At 66.9% G+C, this 19776-nt stretch carries 19 protein-coding genes and 1 tRNA gene; 16 read left to right on the top strand and 4 right to left on the bottom strand.

Annotation, left to right across the window (positions count from 1 at the left end):
- The first annotated feature begins 103 nt into the window (after positions 1–103).
- Genes hflK through TVNIR_RS15430 form a run of 5 tightly spaced genes read left to right on the top strand, consistent with a single transcriptional unit; the run spans position 104 to position 4906 of the window.
- Positions 104–1315 (top strand): FtsH protease activity modulator HflK, encoded by a 1212-nt coding sequence (gene hflK / locus TVNIR_RS15450; RefSeq protein WP_015260008.1) that lies wholly within the window; start codon positions 104–106, stop codon positions 1313–1315.
- Complete coding sequence (gene hflC, locus TVNIR_RS15445; RefSeq protein ID WP_015260007.1) at positions 1315–2199, top strand: protease modulator HflC; 885 nt, start codon at positions 1315–1317, stop codon at positions 2197–2199. Before hflK ends, hflC begins: the two co-directional genes overlap by 1 nt.
- A gap of 17 nt (positions 2200–2216) precedes the next feature.
- A complete protein-coding gene (locus TVNIR_RS15440) occupies positions 2217–2405 on the top strand; it encodes a DUF2065 domain-containing protein (RefSeq protein ID WP_006745897.1) in 189 nt (62 codons plus the stop codon).
- Positions 2406–2429: 24 nt separating this feature from the next.
- Positions 2430–3608, top strand: a complete 1179-nt coding sequence (locus TVNIR_RS15435) for an ATP phosphoribosyltransferase regulatory subunit (protein WP_015260006.1) — start codon at positions 2430–2432, stop codon at positions 3606–3608.
- Between the two features lie 2 nt (positions 3609–3610).
- Positions 3611–4906, top strand: coding sequence for an adenylosuccinate synthase (locus TVNIR_RS15430; RefSeq protein ID WP_015260005.1), 1296 nt, complete (start codon positions 3611–3613; stop codon positions 4904–4906).
- A 331-nt stretch (positions 4907–5237) separates the two neighbouring features.
- Here the strand turns inward: TVNIR_RS15430 and TVNIR_RS15425 are convergent.
- Positions 5238–5324, bottom strand: a tRNA-Leu gene (locus TVNIR_RS15425).
- A gap of 150 nt (positions 5325–5474) precedes the next feature.
- On the opposite strand from TVNIR_RS15425, the gene rnr reads away from it, so the two are divergent.
- The 8 genes from rnr to alr all read left to right on the top strand — a co-directional run bounded on the left by rnr (position 5475) and on the right by alr (position 14092).
- On the top strand, positions 5475–8327 hold the full coding sequence (rnr, locus tag TVNIR_RS15420; RefSeq protein ID WP_043739822.1) for a ribonuclease R: 2853 nt from the start codon (positions 5475–5477) through the stop codon (positions 8325–8327).
- A complete protein-coding gene (gene rlmB / locus TVNIR_RS15415; protein WP_015260003.1) occupies positions 8324–9085 on the top strand; it encodes a 23S rRNA (guanosine(2251)-2'-O)-methyltransferase RlmB in 762 nt (253 codons plus the stop codon). Before rnr ends, rlmB begins: the two co-directional genes overlap by 4 nt.
- A gap of 176 nt (positions 9086–9261) precedes the next feature.
- Positions 9262–9684, top strand: a complete 423-nt coding sequence (gene rpsF, locus TVNIR_RS15410; protein ID WP_015260002.1) for a 30S ribosomal protein S6 — start codon at positions 9262–9264, stop codon at positions 9682–9684.
- A gap of 54 nt (positions 9685–9738) precedes the next feature.
- A complete protein-coding gene (rpsR, locus tag TVNIR_RS15405) occupies positions 9739–9966 on the top strand; it encodes a 30S ribosomal protein S18 (RefSeq protein WP_006745891.1) in 228 nt (75 codons plus the stop codon).
- 27 nt (positions 9967–9993) lie between these two features.
- On the top strand, positions 9994–10908 hold the full coding sequence (locus tag TVNIR_RS15400) for a hypothetical protein (RefSeq protein WP_015260001.1): 915 nt from the start codon (positions 9994–9996) through the stop codon (positions 10906–10908).
- 228 nt (positions 10909–11136) lie between these two features.
- Positions 11137–11586 (top strand): 50S ribosomal protein L9, encoded by a 450-nt coding sequence (gene rplI, locus TVNIR_RS15395; protein WP_015260000.1) that lies wholly within the window; start codon positions 11137–11139, stop codon positions 11584–11586.
- Between the two features lie 62 nt (positions 11587–11648).
- Complete coding sequence (gene dnaB, locus TVNIR_RS15390; RefSeq protein WP_015259999.1) at positions 11649–13010, top strand: replicative DNA helicase; 1362 nt, start codon at positions 11649–11651, stop codon at positions 13008–13010.
- Positions 13007–14092, top strand: coding sequence for an alanine racemase (alr, locus tag TVNIR_RS15385; RefSeq protein WP_015259998.1), 1086 nt, complete (start codon positions 13007–13009; stop codon positions 14090–14092). The genes dnaB and alr overlap by 4 nt, the downstream gene beginning before the upstream one ends.
- 124 nt (positions 14093–14216) lie before the next feature.
- On the opposite strand, the gene soxB is transcribed toward alr, so the two are convergent.
- The 3 genes from soxB to TVNIR_RS15370 all read right to left on the bottom strand — a co-directional run bounded on the left by soxB (position 14217) and on the right by TVNIR_RS15370 (position 17904).
- Positions 14217–15989 (bottom strand): thiosulfohydrolase SoxB, encoded by a 1773-nt coding sequence (gene soxB, locus TVNIR_RS15380; RefSeq protein ID WP_015259997.1) that lies wholly within the window; start codon positions 15987–15989, stop codon positions 14217–14219.
- Positions 15990–16113: 124 nt separating this feature from the next.
- Complete coding sequence (locus TVNIR_RS15375; RefSeq protein ID WP_043739821.1) at positions 16114–17538, bottom strand: M48 family metalloprotease; 1425 nt, start codon at positions 17536–17538, stop codon at positions 16114–16116.
- A gap of 54 nt (positions 17539–17592) precedes the next feature.
- Complete coding sequence (locus tag TVNIR_RS15370) at positions 17593–17904, bottom strand: hypothetical protein (RefSeq protein ID WP_015259995.1); 312 nt, start codon at positions 17902–17904, stop codon at positions 17593–17595.
- A 265-nt stretch (positions 17905–18169) separates the two neighbouring features.
- Here TVNIR_RS15370 and TVNIR_RS15365 point away from each other — a divergent pair, with 265 nt between their 5' ends.
- The 3 genes from TVNIR_RS15365 (at position 18170) to TVNIR_RS15355 (ending at position 19742) form a co-directional block, all read left to right on the top strand.
- Positions 18170–18502 carry a rhodanese-like domain-containing protein gene (locus tag TVNIR_RS15365; protein WP_015259994.1) on the top strand — a complete coding sequence of 111 codons (333 nt, stop codon included), beginning with the start codon at positions 18170–18172 and terminating at the stop codon, positions 18500–18502.
- A gap of 134 nt (positions 18503–18636) precedes the next feature.
- A complete protein-coding gene (locus tag TVNIR_RS15360) occupies positions 18637–18867 on the top strand; it encodes a sulfurtransferase TusA family protein (RefSeq protein ID WP_015259993.1) in 231 nt (76 codons plus the stop codon).
- Between the two features lie 200 nt (positions 18868–19067).
- Positions 19068–19742: a 4Fe-4S dicluster domain-containing protein gene (locus TVNIR_RS15355; RefSeq protein WP_043740795.1), complete on the top strand. Its 675-nt coding sequence runs from the start codon at positions 19068–19070 to the stop codon at positions 19740–19742.
- Positions 19743–19776 lie beyond the last annotated feature (34 nt).

The following is a 19776-nucleotide window of genomic DNA, read 5'->3' as shown; positions in this document are numbered from 1 at the left end:
GATGGGAAGGGGGTACCTAGAATGCTCGGTTCTGCGTGACCCTCGCCGGAACCAACGGCCGGGTTTGCGTTCCTACCGGTTGGTACAACAGCGGAGTTTTTAGATGCCCTGGAACGAACCAGGAAACAATCAGCGCGACCCCTGGAGCGGTGGGCCGCGCGGTGGCGGCGGTGGCGGTGGTCAGCGGCCGCCCGATCTCGAAGAGATGATGCGCAAGCTTTCCCAGCAGCTGAGCGGGATCTTCGGCGGTGGGGGCAGCGGCGGCTCCGACGGTGGCGGCGGCATGGGCCGTCACTCGAAGGCCGTGGCCAGCCTGGCGGTGATCATCGCGGTGGTGGTGTGGCTGGCGTCGGGTTTCTACATCGTCAGCGAAGGCGATCGCGGGATCGTCTTCCGTTTCGGTGCCTTCCAGAAGGAATCGATGCCCGGGCCGCACTGGCACCTGCCGTATCCGATCGAGCGCGTCGAGATCGAGAACGTCGACAACATTCGCACGCTGCAGAACCGCGCGCTGATGCTGACGGCGGACGAGAACATCATCGACGTCGATATCGCGGTGCAGTACCGCGTGAAGGATCTGCGTGACTTCAAGTTCAACGTCCGCAATCCGGATGCCACGGTGCAGCAGGCGATGGAATCCGCGATCCGCGAGCGTGTGGGCAAGCACAACCTCGACTACATCCTGGGCGAGGGCCGTGGCGAGATCGCGTTGAGTGCCCGCGAGACCCTGCAGCAGGCGCTGGACTCCTACGGGCCGCCCGGTTCGCAGGGCGCCGGTATCATCATCACGGCGACGTCGATGCAGCAGGCGCAGCCGCCCGAGCCGGTGCAGGAGTCCTTCGCCGATGCGATCCGCGCGCGCGAGGACGAGGCCCGGTTCCGCAACGAGGCCGAGGCCTACGCGAACGGTCTGATCCCGCGTGCCCGAGGGCAAGCGGCGCGGGTGTTCGAAGAGGCCGAGGCCTACCGCGACCAGGTGATCGCGAGGGCCGAGGGTGATGCCGCGCGCTTCACCCAGTTGCTGGCCGAGTACCAGGTCGCGCCGAGCGTGACCCGCGACCGCCTGTACCTGGAGATGGTCGAGGCGGTGTTCCAGGGATCGAACAAGGTGCTGCTGGACATCGGCTCCAGCCACAACCTGACGCTGCTGCCGCTGGATCAGTTGCTGAAGGGCACCACTCCCGGCACCGCGCCGGCCGACGCTCCGCAGCCGCTGGATACGACGCGCGGTGTGTTCAGCCCCAGCGTGCCGGGCGGCACGGTCAATCGCCTGGGTACGACCCGGCCTGATCCGCGTGCTCGGGAGGTACGCTGATGTTTCGCATAGCAGCAATAGCCGCGGTCGTCGCGGTGATCGTAGTCGCCTTGTCCACCTACACCGTAGACGAGCGCGAGCGGGTTATCCTGTTCTCGCTGGGTGAGGTGCGCAAGCTCGACCTGGAGCCGGGGCTGCACTTCAAGTTCCCGCTGATCAACAACGTGCGCACCTTCGAGAAGCGCATCATGACGCTGAATATCCCGCCCGACCGGTTCCTGACCAGCGAGGCGAAGAACGTCATCGTCGACTTCTACGCCAAGTGGCAGATTCACGACACCGGCCAGTTCTACCGGGCCACGCGCGGCGACGAGCGCAACGCCGAGGAACGGCTGGCGCAGATCCTGCGTGACGGGATGCGCAACGAGTTCGCGCGTTACGAGCTGGCCGAGGTGGTCTCCGGTGAGCGCACGACGATCATGGGCGCGGTGCGTGACGTGGCCCGGGGAACCGCGCGCGAACTCGGCGTGAACCTGGTCGACGTCCGCATTCGGCGCATCGACCTCCCGGACGAGGTTTCGGAATCGGTGTATGATCGCATGCGCGCCGAGCGGCAACGCGTGGCCCAGGACTTCCGGGCACGTGGTCAGGAGGAAGCCGAGCGCATCCGGTCCCGGGCCGACCGCGACCGGACGGTCATCCTGGCGAATGCCTATCGGGAGTCCGAAGAGATCCGGGGTGCCGGCGATGCGCGGGCTACGGAAATCCTGGGCGAGGCGTTCGGAGCGGACGAGGACTTCTTCCGGTTCTACCGGAGCCTGCTCGCTTACCGCAGTTCGCTGACCGGCGATCGCAACACCTTCGTGCTGGAACCGTCGTCGGAGTTCTTCCGCTATTTCCAGGATCCCCTGGGATCGCGGGATCGCGCGCCGCTGCAGCCCTGACGGCAGCGGTCTGAGCCATGTGGTCGGACCTGGCAGCAGCGCTCGCGCTGCTGCTTGTTCTTGAGGGGCTGCTGCCGTTTCTGGTACCGCGCCGGTACCGGGAGTACTTGCTCGAGATCGCCCGTCTGCCGGAGGGAACGCTCAGGCTGTTCGGGCTGATCTCCATGCTGCTCGGTCTTGCGTTGCTGGCCTGGGTGCGCGGCTGAACCATGATTCACACGGGAAATACGATGGACGAAGTGAACCGGTGGTTGCTGCCGGATGGCCTCGAGGAGGCCCTGCCGGCCGCGGCCCGGCGCCTGGAACATCTGCGCCGTGCCATTCTCGACCAGTTCGATGTCTGGGGCTACGATCTGGTGATGCCGCCGATGGCGGAGTACCTGGACTCCCTGCTGATCGGCACCGGCCGGGAACTGGACCTGCAGACGTTCAAGCTGACCGACCAGCTCACCGGCAAGCTGATGGGCGTGCGCGCGGACCTGACCCCGCAGGTCGCAAGGATCGACGCCCACCGCCTGCGGGAGCCCGGAACGACGCGCTTGTGCTACGTCGGCACGGTGCTGCGCACCCGGGCCGACGAGTGGTCGGGTTCGCGTAGTCCGCTGCAGGCCGGAGCCGAGCTGTTCGGGCACGACGGTCTGGATAGCGATGTCGAGATCATTCGTCTGATGCTGGCCACGCTGGAGCGCTCCGGGGTCCGCGAGCCGAGCATCGATCTCGGTCATGTCGACATCTACCGTTCCCTGGCGCGCATGGCTGGACTCGACCCGGCGCAGGAGGCCGGGTTCTTCGAGTTGCTGCAGCGCAAGGCGCTCCCCGAGATCGAGCAGATGCTGGCCGAATGGCGCCTCGATGCCGAGGTCGCGCGCCAGCTCCGGGCGCTGGTCGATCTGAACGGCGGGCCGGAGGTGCTGACCGAGGCTCGGAGCGTGCTGGCCGCGGCTCCGGTGCAGGTGGCGGCCGCGCTCGAGCACCTTGCCGCCGTGGTCGAACGCTTGCATGCGGCTCGGCCGGGGCTGGACATCCACGTGGATCTCGGCGAACTGCGCGGATACTCCTACCATACCGGGCTGGTGTTCGCCGCGTTCGTGCCGGGTTCCGGGCAGGAGATCGCCCGGGGCGGGCGTTACAATCACATCGGCCGGGTATTCGGCCGCGCGCGGGCGGCTACCGGTTTCAGTACCGATCTCAAGCAGCTGATCCGGCTGGTGCCCGTGCCGGCGGATCGTGCACCCGATCATGTGCTGGCACCGGCGGAGGGGGATGCCGGGCTGGAAGCCGCGATCGCGGAACTGCGCGCCCGGGGGGTCCGGGTGCGCCGTGTGCTTGCGGGTGAATCTACGGATACATTGACCGAGGTCCCGCGCCTGCAGAAGCGCGGCGAGGTCTGGACTGTCGAGGAATCTTAGGTATGGGACGTTTCGTTGTGGTTCTGGGCAGTCAGTGGGGCGACGAGGGCAAGGGGAAGATCGTCGACCTGCTGACCGAGAATGCCGCTGCGGTCGTGCGCTTCCAGGGGGGGCACAACGCTGGACACACGCTGGTGATCGGGGGGCACAAGACCGTGCTGCATTTGATCCCTTCTGGCATCCTGCGTTCCCGGGTCGAATGCATGGTCGGCAACGGGGTCGTGCTGTCACCGTCCGCGCTGCTCGATGAAATCGAGATGCTCGAGGCACGCGGGGTTCCGGTGGCCGAACGGCTCCGGCTGTCCGAGTCCTGCCAGTTGATCTTGCCGCACCACGTGGCACTGGACCATGCCCGCGAGAAAGCGCGTGGCAAGGCCGCAATCGGCACGACCGGCCGGGGGATCGGTCCCGCGTATGAAGACAAAGTGGCCCGCCGCGGGCTGCGGCTGAGCGACCTGTTTCATCGCGAGCGCTTCGCGGCCAAGCTGGGCGAAGTGCTCGACTACCACAACTTCGCGCTGAAGCACTACTTCCACGCCGATACTATCGATTTCCAGTCGGTGCTGGACGAGAGCCTCGCGCAGGCGGAGCGGCTCGCGCCGCTGGTGACCGACGTCGCCGGGCGGTTGCATACGCTGCGCGCCGAGGGCAAGGATGTGATGTTCGAGGGGGCGCAGGGCGCCCTGCTCGACATCGACCACGGAACCTACCCGTTCGTGACCTCCTCGAACACCACCGCCGGTGGGGCATCGACCGGGTCCGGCGTGGGTCCGCGGCACCTCGATTACATCCTCGGGATCACCAAGGCCTACACGACGCGGGTCGGGGCGGGACCGTTCCCGACCGAGCTGTTCGACAGCATGGGCGAGCATCTGGCCACGCGCGGGAACGAGTTCGGATCCACCACCGGCCGCCCGCGCCGCTGTGGCTGGTTCGACGCGGTGGCGCTGCGCAGGGCGGTCGAGATCAACAGTATCAGCGGGCTGTGCATCACCAAGCTGGACGTGCTCGACGGCCTGGAGAACCTGCAGATCTGCATCGGCTACCGTTGCAATGGCGAGGTCATGGAGATTCCTCCGGCAGGGGCCGAGGCCTACTCGGCGTGCGAGCCGATCTACGAGGAGATGCCAGGTTGGCAGGAGTCGACTCTCGGGATCCGGCAGTACGATGATCTTCCGGCCAACGCGCAACGTTACCTGGAACGGCTGAGCAGCGTGGTCGGTGTGCCGATCGACATGATCTCCACCGGGCCGGACCGCGACGAGACCATCGTGCTGCGTGACCCGTTTGCGGTCTGAACCGGCGGCGGTTCTGGGCCCGCGTACGGGGGGAGGGGCACAGGCCATCCGCCGCGCGCAGAGGTATCCCGCGTGCAGATGCTGTGCCTGGCGCTGATGCGGCGAATGACGGCCTCCGGATGTTTCCGCCCCACGAAGGGGAGCCGCGAGGTAGTGCGGAACGGCGCCGTGTCATCCGGCATTCGGCCTGCGGGTTTGCCCCGCGGACGGATTGGCGCCGGTATGGTGGATGCTGGCCTCACACCGTTCCCGTCCGACGGGGGCGGAGACGGCCTGCGCACAATGGACGCGGGCCCCTGCGGGCTGATGACGAAGGTCTTGAAGGGGGGGGTGGTGCCGAGGAGAGGACTTGAACCTCCACGAGCTTACGCCCACTAGCACCTGAAGCTAGCGCGTCTACCAATTCCGCCACCTCGGCACGAGGGTGGATCTTGCGATCCTGCGCTTCAGGAAGGCGAAATATAGAGCCCCCCACGGGGCGTGTCAATCCATACGAGGATTCCGGGGCGCGACCGCGGAAGTCCCGCCGCCGCGACCAGCGGGCGGCCCATGAAAACGAGTGAAGGGAATGCCGAAGAAACGCAGTCAGCAGCCGCAGGTCGATCCGTATTTCGAGCGCGAGGCGCAGAAGTACGACAATCCGATCGCGAGCCGCGAGTTGATCCTGGAACAGCTGGTCGAGGCGGGTAATCCGCTGGGTTTCGACGAGATCGCGGCGCGTCTCGGGATCGACGGCGAGGAGCAGACGGAGGCCCTGCGCCGGCGTCTGCGTGCGATGGAGCGCGATGGCCAAGTGCTCTGCAACCGCCGCGGCTCCTACCTGCCGGTGAGTCAGGCCGACCTGATTCGCGGTCGGGTGATCGGCCATCCCGACGGTTTCGGCTTCCTGGTGCCCGACGATCAGACCGGCGACCTGTTCCTGTCGCCCCGGCAGATGCGCGGAGTGTTGCACGGGGACCGGGTGCTCGGCCGCGTGATGGGTGTCGATCACCGCGGGCGTCGCGAGGGTGGAATCATCGAGATACTCGAACGCGGATCCGAGCAGATCGTCGGGCGCATCCGGGTCGAGGACGGCGTGGGCGTGGTGACGCCGGACAACAAGCGCATCACCCACGACATTCTGATTCCCCCGGACGGGCTCGGCGCAGCCGGCGACGACCAGATCGTCGTCGTCCGGATCCGGCCGCAGGCGTCGCGCAAGGCTCGCCTGCGCGGCGAGGTGATCGAGGTGCTGGGCGAACACATGGCGCCGGGTATGGAGATCGACATCGCGATCCGCGCCCACGGCCTGCCGTTCCAGTGGCCCGACGAGGTGACCGCGGCCGCCGATCGCTTCGGCGCGCAGGTTCCGGCGACCGCCAAGCGCGGGCGCCTGGATCTACGCAAGAAGCCGCTGGTGACCATCGATGGCGAGGACGCGCGCGACTTCGACGATGCGCTGTTCTGCGAGGCGACGGAGACCGGATGGCGCCTGTGGGTCGCGATCGCCGACGTCTCCCATTACGTTGAGAAGGACAGTGCGTTGGACCAGGAAGCACGTACCCGGGGCACCTCGGTGTATTTCCCGAACCAGGTGATCCCGATGCTTCCCGAGGTGCTGTCCAACGGCCTGTGCTCGCTGAATCCGGACGTCGATCGCCTGTGCATGGTATGCGAAATGGAAATCGGCAAGCGCGGTGCCATTCGGGGCTTCCGTTTCCACGAGGGCGTGATGCGCTCGCACGCGCGGCTGACCTACACCCAGGTTGCGGCGATGCTGGTCGATGGCGACGAGGCGTTGCGGGAACGGTACGCGTCGGTGGTTCCGCACCTCGAACGCCTGCACGCGGCGTTCCGTGCGCTGAACGGTGCACGTAACCGGCGTGGCGCGATCGACTTCGATTCCACCGAGACTCGGATCGAGTTCGGCCCCGAGCGCAAGATCGAGCGCATCGTGCCGGTCGAGCGAACCGATGCGCACCGCCTGGTCGAGGAATGCATGATCGCGGCGAACGTGTCGGCCGCGAAGTTCCTGAAAAAGCACAAGGTCCCGGCACTGTACCGGCTGCACGACCGACCGCCGCCGGAGAAGATCGACGCGCTGCGCGACTTTCTGTCCGGCGTCGGGCTGACGCTGGAAGGCGGCGATGAACCGACGCCGGCGCACTACTCGGCGGTGCTGCGGGCCGCTGCCGACCGGCCGGACTGGCAGCTGATCCAGACCGTGCTTCTGCGTTCGCTCAGCCAGGCGAACTATGGGCCGAGTCTGAGCGGCCACTTCGGCCTGGCGCTGGCCGACTATGCCCACTTCACGTCGCCGATCCGGCGGTACCCCGACCTGCTGGTGCATCGCGGCATCCGCCATGTGCTGCGCGATGGCAAGGCCAGGGGCTTCGCGTATTCGCATTCGGACATGGAGCACCTGGGCGAGCATTGTTCGATGACCGAGCGCCGCGCCGACGACGCAACCCGCGACGCGGTCGCATGGCTGAAGGCCGAATACATGCAGGACAAGGTCGGCGATGTCTTCGACGGCGTGGTGTCCGGGGTCACTGGGTTCGGGCTCTTCGTCGAGATCGTCGACGTGTTCATCGATGGTCTGGTGCACGTGACCAGCCTCGACAACGATTACTATCACTTCGATCCGGTTCGCCACCGGCTCACCGGGGAACGCAGCGGCCGCACCTTCCGGATCGGCGACCGGCTGCGGGTGCAGGTGATCCGTGTCAGCCTGGACGATCGCAAGATCGACCTGCGTCTGATGGACGAGGAGCGGCCTGCGCGTCCCGAGAATAAGAGAAGCGCCGGCCGCGCACAGCCGGGCGCGGAGGCCACCGCACCGGAGGCCCCGGCTGCGGAGGAAAAACCGTCCCGCCGCCGCGGTCGCCGCCGGGATCCCGCCGGGGGCGCGGCGGTGCCGGCCGGGGAAGCACCGGCGCGCGCGGCCGGAGATCGAGACGCCGATGCCGAGGCGCTGGAGACGGACGCCCAAACCGGAGGAGAGACCGCAAGGGCGACCCGCAGGAAGCGCAAACCAGCGGCCGCGCCGGCGCCGGACACCCGAGAGCGGCGGGACGAAGGCGCTGCAGCCCCGGGCAGGAAGAAGCGTCCCGGTGGTCGACGGCCCAGTGCGCCGGAGCGCAAAGGCCGCCCGGAAACGGCGCGGCCTGCACCGGTGGAGGCCGGGGCGCCGGCAGAGGCCGCGTCCGACGCCGAAGCCGAGCGCCCGACCGGGCGGCCGCGCCCCCGCCGGCGCCGGCGCAGCGTGCAGCCTGCCGGTGAGGTCGCGCTCTTGATCCAGCCTTCCCGCAAGGCCGGCAGCCAGACGGACGACAGGCCTTCCGATCCGGCCGGCGGCGACGGTGGCGAGGCCAGGGCCAGTGACCCGCCGGCCCAATCCGCCCGGCGGGGCTCGAGGCGCAAGCGGCAGGACGATTCGTGAACACGCCCGAGGTGGTCGGGGGGCTGCATGCGGTGGAGGCGCTGCTGAGCCACGGGGCCGAGCGGGTCAAGCGGATACAGGTGGCGGCAGGCGCCGCTGATGCCCGGGTCGCGGCGGTCGCGACCCGTGCCCGGGCGCTCGGTATCAGCGTGGAGCGGGTCCAGCGCGAGCGGCTCGAGCGCGCCGCCGGCGGGCTGAGGCACCAGGGGGTATTGGCCTGGGTGAAGCCGCGCGACCGCGCGACCGAGGTCGACCTGGCAGATCGGGTCGCGGCGGGGGCTACCCTGCTGCTGGCGCTCGACGGGGTGACCGATCCGCACAACCTGGGTGCCTGCCTGCGCAGTGCCGACGCCGCCGGCGCCGCGGCGGTCATCGTACCGCGCGACCGCAGTGCCCAGTTGACCCCGGCGGCCGCGAAGGCCGCGTCCGGCGCCGCCGAGACCGTGCCGGTGGTGGCGGTCGCGAATCTTGCCCGTACCCTGCGCCAGCTCCGGGACCAGGGCTTCTGGGTGGTCGGTCTGGCCGGCGATACCGGCGGCACGCTGTATGACCTGGACCTGACGGTTCCCACGGTGCTGGTGCTCGGCGCCGAGGGCGAGGGGCTGCGGCGCCTGACCCGCGAGCACTGCGATCATCTCGCGGCAATCCCGATGCTGGGCACCGTCGGCAGCCTCAATGTCTCGGTCGCCACCGGCATCGCGCTGTTCGAAGCCGTGCGGCAGCGCCAGGCCGCCATCCGGCGCGGGAGAGCGCAGTAGGCGCACGGTGCTCGAACCGCCGCGGCGGCGACCTGATGATGCCATGCGTTTCCAGGCTTGCACCGCCGGGGTGACCTGGTTTAAGCTGCCGCGTTTTTCTCGCCGGTATCGGCGACTTCTTGCCTCACTTCCGGGTTCGTCCCTGGCGGGAGGCTGTTACCCGAAAGGAGCGTTACATGCGTCACTATGAAGTGGTGTTCATGGTCCATCCTGACCAGAGCGAGCAGGTGTCGGCGATGGTCGAGCGTTATCGCAGCATGATCGAGGCCCAGGAGGGTGTCGTCCACCGGCTCGAGGACTGGGGCCGCCGCCAACTCGCCTACCCGATCGAGAAGCTGGTCAAGGCGCACTATGTGTTGATGAACGTCGAGGCCGGCGAAGCGGCGCTGGACGAACTGGTCAGCGCGTTCCGGTTCAACGACGCGGTGTTGCGCCATCTGGTGGTCCGGATGGACAAGGCTGAGACCGAGCCCTCGCCGCTGGCCAAGGGCCGCGAGGAAGAGGAGACCGGTAAAGGTCGCGGCCGCCGCGAAGATCGCAGCGATCGTGACGAGGATGAAGAAGATGAAGGCGACGCGCGGCCCCGTGCGCGCGGATAGCCGCGTTCCCATCCCGGTTTCCCTGCTGTCCATCCCATTTCGAGGAGCTCTCCCATGGCCCGTTTTTCCCGCCGTCGCAAGTACTGCCGTTTCACTGCCGAAGGCATCGAGTACATCGACTACAAGGATCTGAATCTGCTCAGGAATTTCATTACCGAGACGGGCAAGATCGTGCCCAGCCGGGTTACCGGGACCAGCGCTCGCTACCAGCGCCAGCTGGCGACTGCAGTGAAGCGTGCCCGTTTCCTGGCTCTGCTGCCGTATACCGACAACCAGTTCTGAACCGCTTCCGGCTCGCGGGAGGCGCCGATGCGCGTACTGGCCGATTTTGCGATGCAGGGCCGGTGGCGGGCCGTCGGATCCGTCGCGGCACTGGGCGCGCTGGGGGTCTTCGTTCCGCCGGTCGCGATCCTCAGCGGCGCGGTGGTCGGGCTGGTCGCGCTGCGCCTGGGGATCGGGCAGGCGCTGTTCGTCGCCGGGTTCGGTTCCCTGTTCCTCGGCGCGGTGGTGTTTGCGCTGACGGGCGGATCACCGCTGGTCGGAGTGTTCGCCGGGCTCGCGCAGTGGCTCCCGGTCGCGGCGATGGGCGAGGTGCTCCGGCAGTCCGTTTCCTGGCGCGTCACGCTGTCGGTGGCGGCGGTGGTGGCCGGAGCGCTGGTGCTGACAGCGCGGCTGGTGGTGCCGGACCTCGAGTCGGCGTGGGTGGCAGTGGGGGTGCAGATGCTCGCGCCGTTCATCGAGGCAAACGGCACCCAGGCAGAGGACCTGGAAGGGGTGCTGGTTCAGGTCGCACCGTTCCTGACCGGCCTGCTTGCCGGGATCTTCCTGCTGAGCATGGTGCTCAGCCTGGTGATCGCACGGTACTGGCAGGCGCTGCTGTATAACCCTGGGGCCTTCGGAACCGAGTTCCGTGCGCTGCAACTGGGCCCCGGACCCGCGCTGGCGATGGTCGGGCTCGCGCTGGCTGGGCAGTTGCTGGCCACGCCGCTGGCGCTGGAACTCGCCTTTATCCTCGCCGTGCTGTTCTTCTTGCAGGGACTCGCGGTGATGCACGGCCTGACCCATGCCCGAAGCATGAACGCGTTCTGGCTGGTGGGGTTGTACGTGTTGCTGGTTCTGGCGCTGCCGCAGATGTTCCTGCTGATCACGGCTCTCGGCGCGGTCGACGGCGTGACGCGGCTGCGGGAGCGCCTGGCGGCACAGGACAAGGGGTCGGGGGACTAAAGGCGCGCGCGACAACCCCCTTCTGCCGGGTGCCGGGGCGCCTGACTGAGCCCCGGCAGTGTCGCGACGATCGTCCGGTGGCCGCTGCGCAAAGGCCGCGGGAACCCGCGCGACGATTCCCGGTTCGGGGCGGTGCCCACGCCGAGCATGCTCGGCCCGGGGTTCGCGTGTACACTTGCGCGGCCGGTGTGGATTCATTCAACGTTTCAGCTTTACAGGAAAACCACGATGGAAGTCATTCTGCTGGAAAAGGTCGACAATCTGGGCGGTCTGGGCGACAAGGTTCGCGTGCGTCCGGGGTATGCCCGTAACTACCTGCTGCCCCGGGGCAAAGCCAAGTTTGCCACGCCCGAGAACATCGCCGAGTTCGAGGCACGCCGTGCGGAACTCGAACGTGCCGCCGCCGAGGCGCTGGCCGCCGCCGAGGCGCGCCGCGAAAGCCTGGATGGCATGGTGGTGGAGATCACCGCGAAGGCAGGTGGCGAAGGTAAACTGTTCGGCTCGATCGGCGCTGCGGACATCGCCGATGCAGTGACGGCTCGGGGGATCGAAGTCGAAAAGCGGGAGGTGCGCCTGCCCGAGGGCCCGCTGCGCCAGGCCGGCGAGTACGAGCTCGAGGTGCACCTGTACACCGACGTAAACGCACAGATCCGCGTGATCGTGATCGGCGAGGAATGATCGACGCGGTCACTCCGCCCGGTCGCGGGCGGAGTGTGCGTTGCTGTTGCCACTAGTCGGCGATGACCTCTGGTATCCGGGTTCCTCCGCATTCGGTCGAGGCGGAACAGTCCGTGCTCGGCGGGCTGATGCTGGACAACGATGCCTGGGACCGCATCGCCGACCGGCTCGGCGCCGACGATTTCTACCGCCACGATCATCGGCTGATCTTCCGGGCGGTGGCGGCGCTGGCGGACCGCAACGCTCCGTTCGACATGGTCACGGTCGCGGAGCAACTACAGACTACCGGCGAACTGCAGGACGCCGGGGGACTGGCCTATCTCGGGCAGCTGGCGTCGCAGACCCCCAGCGCCGCGAATATCCGCGCGTATGCAGACATTGTGCGCGATCGCTCGGTGCTGCGCTCGCTGATCGCGGTAGGCACCGAGATCGCCGATTCGGCGTTTGTCCCTGAGGGCAGGCCGACGCGGGAACTGCTCGACCTGGCCGAACAGAAGGTGTTCGGGATCGCGGAGCACGGGGCCCGCGGAACCCAGGGCTTTCGGGGCATGAAGCCGCTGCTCGCGGCCGCAGTGGAACAGATCGAGTACCTGTTCGAAACCAAGAGCCCGATCACCGGCACCCCGACCGGGTATCAGGATCTGGACGAGCTGACCTCGGGGCTGCATCCGGGTGACCTGGTCGTGGTGGCCGGGCGGCCCTCGATGGGCAAGACGAGCTTCGCGATGAACATCGCCGAGTACGTGGCGATGAAGACGGCGCAGCCGATCGCGGTGTTCAGCATGGAGATGCCCGGCGAGCAGATCGCAATGCGCCTGCTGTCGTCGATGGGGCGGATCAACCAGCAAAAACTGCGCTCGGGCCGCCTCGACGATGGCGATTGGCCGCGGCTGACCAGTGCGGTGTCGATGCTGTCGGAAGCCCCGCTCTACATCGATGATACCCCGGCGCTGTCGCCGACCGAGCTGCGCGCCCGTTCGCGGCGCCTGATGCGCGAGCACAAGGGGCTGGGCCTGATCGTCGTCGACTACCTGCAGCTGATGCAGTCGCCGGGCGGGCGCGAGAACCGCGCGACCGAGATCTCCGAGATCTCGCGCTCGCTGAAGGCGCTGGCCAAGGAACTGAGTGTTCCCATGATCGCGCTCTCGCAGCTGAACCGCTCGCTGGAGCAGCGCCCCAACAAGCGCCCGGTGATGTCCGACCTGCGCGAATCGGGCGCGATCGAACAGGACGCGGACCTGATCGTCTTCGTTTATCGTGACGAGGTCTATAACGAGGAAAGCCCGGACAAGGGCACCGCGGAGATCATCGTGGCGAAGCAGCGCAACGGCCCGATCGGGACGGTGCGCCTGACGTTCCGGGGCCAGTACACGCGTTTCGAGAATTATCACCCCGACGTCTACGGTGTCGGCGCCGAGGCGTGAAGCGTGCCGCCGTCATCCATCGAAGTCCGCGGGCGCTGCGCCACAATCTGGCACTGGCGCGCTCGCTGGCACCCGGCCGCCATGTCTGGACGGTGATCAAGGCCGATGCCTACGGGCACGGGATGGAGTGGGCGGCCGGCGTGCTGGAGGACGTAGCCGACGGGCTGTCGGTGTCCTGCCTGGAAGAGGCGCGGGCGTTGCGCGACGTCGGTATCGGCGCACCGATCCTGGTGCTGCAGGGGCCGCGCAGCGCGGCCGAATGGCGGCTCTGTGCATCGCACGACCTACAGCCGGTGCTGCACGAGGAGGCACAGCTTCCGGGACTGGAGGCGCTGCGTGAGCCGCTGCCCGGGTTGTGGATCAAGCTCGATACGGGCATGCACCGGCTCGGTTTCGTGCCGTTGAAGGCGCAGTCGCTGTACGCCCAGCTGCACCGCCATCCGGCTGCCCGAAACGGCCTGCACTGGATGACGCACCTGGCCTGTGCCGACCAGCCTGAACACCCGCAGAACGCGGTGCAGCTGGAGGCCTTCTCGCATGCAGTAGCGGAACTTCCTGGAAAGCGCAGTTTCGCGAATTCCGCCGCCGTGGTCTCGGGGCTTGCCAGCGCGACGAAGCTCGGCGAGTGGCTCCGCCCGGGGATCATGCTCTACGGCGCGAGCCCGCTTGACGGCGAGAACGGCCCGGAACGCGGGCTGCGTCCGGCAATGACGGTGACCGCGCCGCTGATCGCGTTGAAGTCCCTCGAGCCCGGGGCCAGCGTGGGCTATGGTGCGACCTGGACCGCGGAGCGGCCGACGCGGGCCGGAGTGGTCGCGATCGGTTACGCGGACGGCTATCCTCGGCACGCACCTTCCGGAACGCCCGTGCGGGTGCACGGGCGTGAATGCCCGCTGATCGGTCGGGTGTCGATGGATATGCTCGAGATTGATCTGACCGGCGTTCCAGAGGCCAGGGTCGGGGATAGCGTCACGCTCTGGGGGCAGGGGCTGCCGGTCGCACGCATCGCCCGCGCGGCCGGCACGATCAGCTACGAACTGCTGACCCGTGTCGCCGAGCGCCTGCGCGTCGCCGAATCCTGACGCGCTCCTCGTTTCCGCGGCATCGATATCGCGAGTCCCATCCATCCGGCCGGAGGCGAAGCGCCAAGAAAGAACCCCGCCGCATGGCGGGGTTCCGGTCCTGTGCCGAGCGTGCCCGGCGAGGTCAGGTCTTCGCGGTCGGCACGTAGCCGAGGTTGTCCTCGCCGACCCCCTTGACCACGGGTTCGTTCAGGTCGTCGATGCGCACGGTCTTGCGGTCGCGCAGGTAGTCGGTGACCACGTCCCAGATCTTGCGCCCGGTGTCGCCCGCCGGCTGTTCCTGCACGCTGGCCCAGCCCGCCACCACGTATTCCTTGTCGGGATCCAGCGGCTTGCCGTCGAACTCCATCTCGAGGATGCGCTCGCCAATACTGTTGCCCGGGTTGATCGCGTACTTCAGGCCGCCGACGCGGACCATGTCGCCGCCCTGCTGGAAGAACGGATCCTCGTGGAACAGGTTGTCGGCGACGTCCTCGAGGATGGTCTTGATCTGTGCGCCGGTCATCACGTTTCGGGTCACAGCCGGGTAGGTCAGGCCGGTCTGGTCCATCACGTGTTCGAAGGTGATCGGCATTCCCGGCAGCACCGAGGTGCCCCAGCGGAAGCCCGGCGAGAACGCGATCTGCGCATCGATCTGTTCGTTCAACGCGTCGACGATCAACTGGTCGAAGGTGCCGTTGAAGTTGCCGCGACGGAACAGCAGGCTCTCGGTGACCGCCAGTTCCTCGGATAGTTTCTGCTCCATGTTGAAGGTCTCGCCGTCGAAGGTGACCTCCTGGTTGCGCATCGTGGTGATGTAGTCCTGCATCTCGGCGTCGCCCTCGATCAGGTTCGAGAACACCGGCAGCAGGTTGTACTTCCAGCCCTGGATCTTGCCGTCGCGGAAGTCGAAGTCCATCACGCCGAGGAACTTCGCGTTGGAACCCGCGTTGGTCACCAAGCAGGTGCCGCCGTTCGGGGTTTTCACCGGGGTCGGTGCCGGCACGCCATCGTGCGTGTGGCCGCCGAAGATCGCGTCGATGCCGTCGACCATGCTGGCCATCTTCAGGTCCACGTCCATGCCGTTGTGCGACAGCACCACGACGATCTCGGCGCCCTCGGCACGGGCTGCATTGACCTGGCGCTGCATGTCGTCCGGGCGGATGCCGAAGGTCCACTGCTCGACCATGAAGCGCGGGTTCGCGATCGGGGTGTACGGGAACGCCTGGCCGACGATGGCCACGTTCACGCCGTTGATCTCGCGGATCACGTAGGGCTTGAAGATCTGGTCGCCCCAGTCGACGTCGGTCACGTTCTGCGCAACGAAGTCGATCCCCGCATCGGCGAAGTCGTTCTCGACGATCTCCGATACGCGGTCGGCGCCGTAGGTGAATTCCCAGTGCCCGGTCATGACGTCGACGCCCAGCAGCTTCTGTGCATCGACCATGTCCTGCGCGTAGGTCCAGACGCCGGTGCCGGTGCCGCCGCCCCAGGTGTCGCCGCCGTCCAGCAGCAGTGCGCCCGGCCGCGAAGCTTTCATCTGTTTCACCAGTGTGGACAGGTGCGCGAAACCGCCGACGCGGCCGTACTGCTCGGCTGCCTTGACGAAGTCCAGGTAGGTGAACGCATGCGACAGCTTGCCACCGCCGTCGATGCCGAAGTGCTTCAGCAGTGCCTCGCCAACCAGGTGCGGGGGCTGGTTGCGCATCCCTGCAACGCCGATGTTGATGTTGGGCTCTCGGAAGTAGACCGGGTTCAGCTGTCCGTGGCAGTCCGTGTAATGGAGCAGGCTGACGTTGCCGTAGCGGGGCAGATCGTACAGCGAGCGGCCGTTGCTGCCGGCGAAACTGTGCAGCGGGAAGCCCGCGACGCTGGCGGCGGCCAGGATCTGCAGGAATTGGCGACGGTTCATGAGCATCGGTGTTCAACCTCCAGTTGAGTGGGTAGGGTTCCAGCGGCTCCGTACGACACGACAGGGAGCAAACAATCTACAGGACGCGTGGCCACAGGCCTTCATTCCCCATGGTGGTGCCCGCCGCTGCTCAGCGTGGCATGTCCTGCGCGACCTGGCGGGCCGTGTCCCGCTTGTGTTCGATCCGTTCGATGTCCCGCGGGCTGGCGTCCCGCGCCGCCAGTGCATCATCGAACTGGCGCACGGCCTCCGTGTACTGGCCTCGGTGGAAGAAATACTCGGCCATCGCTTCACGGCTGACCGCGATGCGGCCGCCGGCGTCGGCGGCCTCGGCCTTCAGGCGCAGCAGGGCGGGGTCCGGGGTGATCTGGTTGCGCAGCAGTCGATCCACGACCCGTACCGCGTCTCCGTGCCTGCCGGATTCGTGCAGCACCCGGGCCTGCAGCTGCCGAACCACCGGGTTGCCGGGATAGATCGAGTCGAGTTCATCGAGCCGTTCGAGTGCCGCAGGATGGTCGTTCCGGCGCCGCATCTGTGCGACCTCGGCAAGCGTCAGCGTAAGGGTCGGCGCTTCGAGCGGGGGAATACGGTCAAGTAGTCTCGCCGCCTCGCGGGTCTGGCCCAGCTCGAGATATGCGACAGCGGCCTCGTAGAGCTGAACCGGATCGTGGTCGCTGGTGGCCGTGAAGCGTCGCACGCTGCGCTGGGGGTCTCCCAGTGCTCGCACCCGGGCCTGCACCCACGGGAAGGCACCGGTTTCGTCGCGGGTGAAGCTGCCCTGAATCTGTTCGGCACGGCCGCGCGCGTCACTGATGCGGCCCAGGGTCACCGGGTGCGTTCGCAGGTACTCGGGCACCGCGTCTTCGGCCCCGCGGGTCAGTTCCTGCAGGCGCTCGAAGAAGTCTGCCATCGCATGCGGATCGAACCCCGTCGATGCCAGCACCTGGATGCCGACACGGTCGGCTTCGGCCTCGTTGGCGCGGGTGTAGTCGATCTGGGACTGGATGCCAGCAGCCATCCCCCCGGTAATCGCGGCCTGGGCCAGTTGCGGATCGATGCTGGCAGCCAGGATCCCGGCCAGTACCGCCAGCCCGGTGGCGAAGTTGATGTCGCGCCCGCGCGCGAACATGCGGGCGATGTGGCGTTGCGTGACATGGGCGATTTCGTGCGCCATCACCGCAGCAAGCTCGGCCTCGTCCCGCGTTTCCAGGATCAGGCCGCTGTGCATGCCCACGATCCCTCCGGGCATCGCGAAGGCGTTGATCTGGCGGTTGTCGACCGCCAGGAAGTGAAAGGCGCCGGTGGTGTCGGGCGCGTTCGAAACCAGCCGCTGCCCCAACGCGTCGAGGTAGAAGTTGATCTCCGGGTCGTCGACCAGCGGCATTGCACGCCGGATCTCGCGTAGCAGCGATCGTCCCAGTTCAAGCTCCTCGGTGGTGGTCAGCAGACCGCCCGAGGCATCGCCGAGGCTGGGCAGTCGGGGTGACTGGGCGAGCGTGCCGGTGCCCAGCGCCAGTGTCGCGAGGAACAGCAGAACGGTGAGGGGGCTTTTCATCGATCGAGAGTCCGTGGTGGCGGACACTCGCAACCCGGTCCTCCAGGGGCCAGGCTACTTGCCCAGGCCGGGTGCCGAGGAATACGTCCGCATGCTGTCGCGCGATTCCCACAGGCTCGGTTTCAGCATTGCTTCCGGAAGCATGAAGCGCTTGCGATCCAGTACCGGGTGGGTCCGCACGATTCTGACCACGTCATCATAGCGAAGTTTGACCAACAGGCCGATGTGCTGCCCCGAGGTGTGTCGGGCGATCATGTAATCGTCCTCGGTCCGGTGCACGTAGAGGTTGGCCGGACGCAGCCGTCCGTCGCGGTTGCGGAGGGTCACGGCATAATGGCCGTCGGGCCTGAACGCACTTTTCTCCACGGGATGCGCCCTCCTGGGTCTGGTCATTCCAAACCCTGACACACTACCATGGTAGCTGCCCGCTGCGGCAAGGCCACACTGCGGGCGGCGTGTATATTGGCATTCGCTTATATATGGACTATGCTTCCTGGCTACGCGTTTCCGGGCGCTTGCCCTGTGGCGGCATCCGGAATCCGACATGTCCCCGCTTCCGGCGGCGAGGTCCCTCCCGAGTCTGCTGGGGACGGTCGTTGCGGAGCGGGCTGGATCCGACGGGAGGAGTGCCGTGTTCGGAATATCGATCTCAGAAGTAACGCCTCAGACCCTTGAGGAATGGGACGCCGAAGGCCGCCCCTACCGCCTGGTGGACGTGCGTTCGATGGCGGAAACGGAGCGGGGCGTGTTGCCTGGTGCGGAACTCGTTCCGCTGCACCTGATCCCGTTGCGCAAGGACGAACTGTCCGGTGACCGGCCGGTCGTGCTGTACTGCCAGACCGGGGCCCGTTCGGGGCAGGCGTGCGCGTTTCTCGCCCAGCAGGGAATCACGAACGTGCACAACCTGGTTGGCGGGATCGCGGGCTGGGCTCGGTCCGGGAAGCCCATTGTCGCACCAGATTAGTACTTTCTTGTATTAGCGCCCGTGTTCGTCTATCAGTTTCGCGACCATTCTGCGATGCTGTACCGGTCTCGCGCATGCCGACTGCGGCGGACATTCACTTAGACCTGCTGAGAAATGGAGAGGAGAAACGAGTAATGGCCAATTTCGACCAAGAACTGGACGCCTCCGGACTGAATTGTCCGCTGCCGATCCTGCGCGCCAAGAAGACGCTGGCCGCGATGGAGGCTGGCCAGGTTCTGCACATCATCGCAACCGATCCCGGTGCCGTGAAGGACTTTCAGGCATTCGCGAAGCAGACTGGGAACGAGTTGCTGGAACACCGGGAGGAAGGAGGCAAGTTCTTCTTTCTGATGAAGAAGGGCTGAATCCTGGCAAGCCCCGAATGGCCGGTCCCCGAGGGATCGGCCATTTTTTTTCGTGAATGCCTGAGTACAGCGGGCGGGAAATCCGGCGTTCACCCTGAGGGAAATGGAGGTCCGGCTTAGACCGAGTCTAACCTAGGATTTCCGGGTTCCCGGTGCCCCGCACAGCGAAGAAGAGGTGCGAGATGGCGACGTATGCCGAGATGCAGCAGATCTTCGACGACATCCGTGGCGACTTCCGCTACGACCATGAACTGAACGGCTGCCTGAACTGCGGCATCTGCACCGCGACCTGCCCGTCGGCGCAGTTCTACGACTATTCTCCGCGCGAGATCGTGCAGCTGCTCTGGACCGAGAACGTCGAGCAGATCTACGACGCGATGCAGGAGAAGATCTGGGCCTGCGCGCAGTGCATGACCTGCGCCGCCCGGTGCCCGTTCAAGAATTCCCCCGGTGGCCTCGTCGCGATCATGCGTGAGGTCGCGATCAAGCACGAGATGCAGTCGGCCAAGGACGTGCTGCGCCCGTTCGGTCGCGTGATGCTGAAGCTGATCACCACCGGCAACCAGCTCTCGCCGGACATGATCCAGCCGGACCATTTCCCCGACTGGGGCCCGAACATCCAGAAGGTGGAGGGTGACCTGCGGATCCTTCGCAAGGCGATCCCGGTCAAAACCCTGCAGACCGTGGAGACCGCGTGGGAGGTCTCGCTGAAGACCTCGGTCGAGATGTACACGATCTGGGAGATGACCGGGGTTCTGAAGTCCCTCGAGCTCATGGACGAAAACCTCTTCGACGTCATCGAAGACTTCATCGACGAGAAGCGTGAAGACTACGAGGAATGGCTCGAAGAGCAGGAAGAAGACGACGGCGCCTGAGCACCCGCCGTCCGAACCGTCCGCCCGCACCAGG

Origin of the sequence: Thioalkalivibrio nitratireducens DSM 14787 (genome assembly GCF_000321415.2) — a bacterium.
In the GTDB taxonomy this organism is placed as follows: domain Bacteria; phylum Pseudomonadota; class Gammaproteobacteria; order Ectothiorhodospirales; family Ectothiorhodospiraceae; genus Thioalkalivibrio; species Thioalkalivibrio nitratireducens.
This window is presented reverse-complemented; position numbering and strand designations above follow the sequence as displayed.

Excerpts from the sequence above, each read along its gene's own strand:
- TVNIR_RS15435 (WP_015260006.1), top strand. The coding sequence starts at position 2,430 with ATGGACGAAGTGAACCGGTGGTTGCTGCCGGATGGCCTCGAGGAGGCC.
- TVNIR_RS15440 (WP_006745897.1), top strand. The coding sequence starts at position 2,217 with ATGTGGTCGGACCTGGCAGCAGCGCTCGCGCTGCTGCTTGTTCTTGAG.
- TVNIR_RS15400 (WP_015260001.1), top strand. The coding sequence starts at position 9,994 with ATGCGCGTACTGGCCGATTTTGCGATGCAGGGCCGGTGGCGGGCCGTC.
- rpsR (WP_006745891.1), top strand. The coding sequence starts at position 9,739 with ATGGCCCGTTTTTCCCGCCGTCGCAAGTACTGCCGTTTCACTGCCGAA.
- TVNIR_RS15355 (WP_043740795.1), top strand. The coding sequence starts at position 19,068 with ATGCAGCAGATCTTCGACGACATCCGTGGCGACTTCCGCTACGACCAT.
- TVNIR_RS15360 (WP_015259993.1), top strand. The coding sequence starts at position 18,637 with ATGGCCAATTTCGACCAAGAACTGGACGCCTCCGGACTGAATTGTCCG.
- TVNIR_RS15430 (WP_015260005.1), top strand. The coding sequence starts at position 3,611 with ATGGGACGTTTCGTTGTGGTTCTGGGCAGTCAGTGGGGCGACGAGGGC.
- hflC (WP_015260007.1), top strand. The coding sequence starts at position 1,315 with ATGTTTCGCATAGCAGCAATAGCCGCGGTCGTCGCGGTGATCGTAGTC.
- rplI (WP_015260000.1), top strand. The coding sequence starts at position 11,137 with ATGGAAGTCATTCTGCTGGAAAAGGTCGACAATCTGGGCGGTCTGGGC.
- TVNIR_RS15375 (WP_043739821.1), bottom strand. The coding sequence starts at position 17,538 with ATGAAAAGCCCCCTCACCGTTCTGCTGTTCCTCGCGACACTGGCGCTG.
- hflK (WP_015260008.1), top strand. The coding sequence starts at position 104 with ATGCCCTGGAACGAACCAGGAAACAATCAGCGCGACCCCTGGAGCGGT.
- rnr (WP_043739822.1), top strand. The coding sequence starts at position 5,475 with ATGCCGAAGAAACGCAGTCAGCAGCCGCAGGTCGATCCGTATTTCGAG.
- rpsF (WP_015260002.1), top strand. The coding sequence starts at position 9,262 with ATGCGTCACTATGAAGTGGTGTTCATGGTCCATCCTGACCAGAGCGAG.
- dnaB (WP_015259999.1), top strand. The coding sequence starts at position 11,649 with ATGACCTCTGGTATCCGGGTTCCTCCGCATTCGGTCGAGGCGGAACAG.
- soxB (WP_015259997.1), bottom strand. The coding sequence starts at position 15,989 with ATGCTCATGAACCGTCGCCAATTCCTGCAGATCCTGGCCGCCGCCAGC.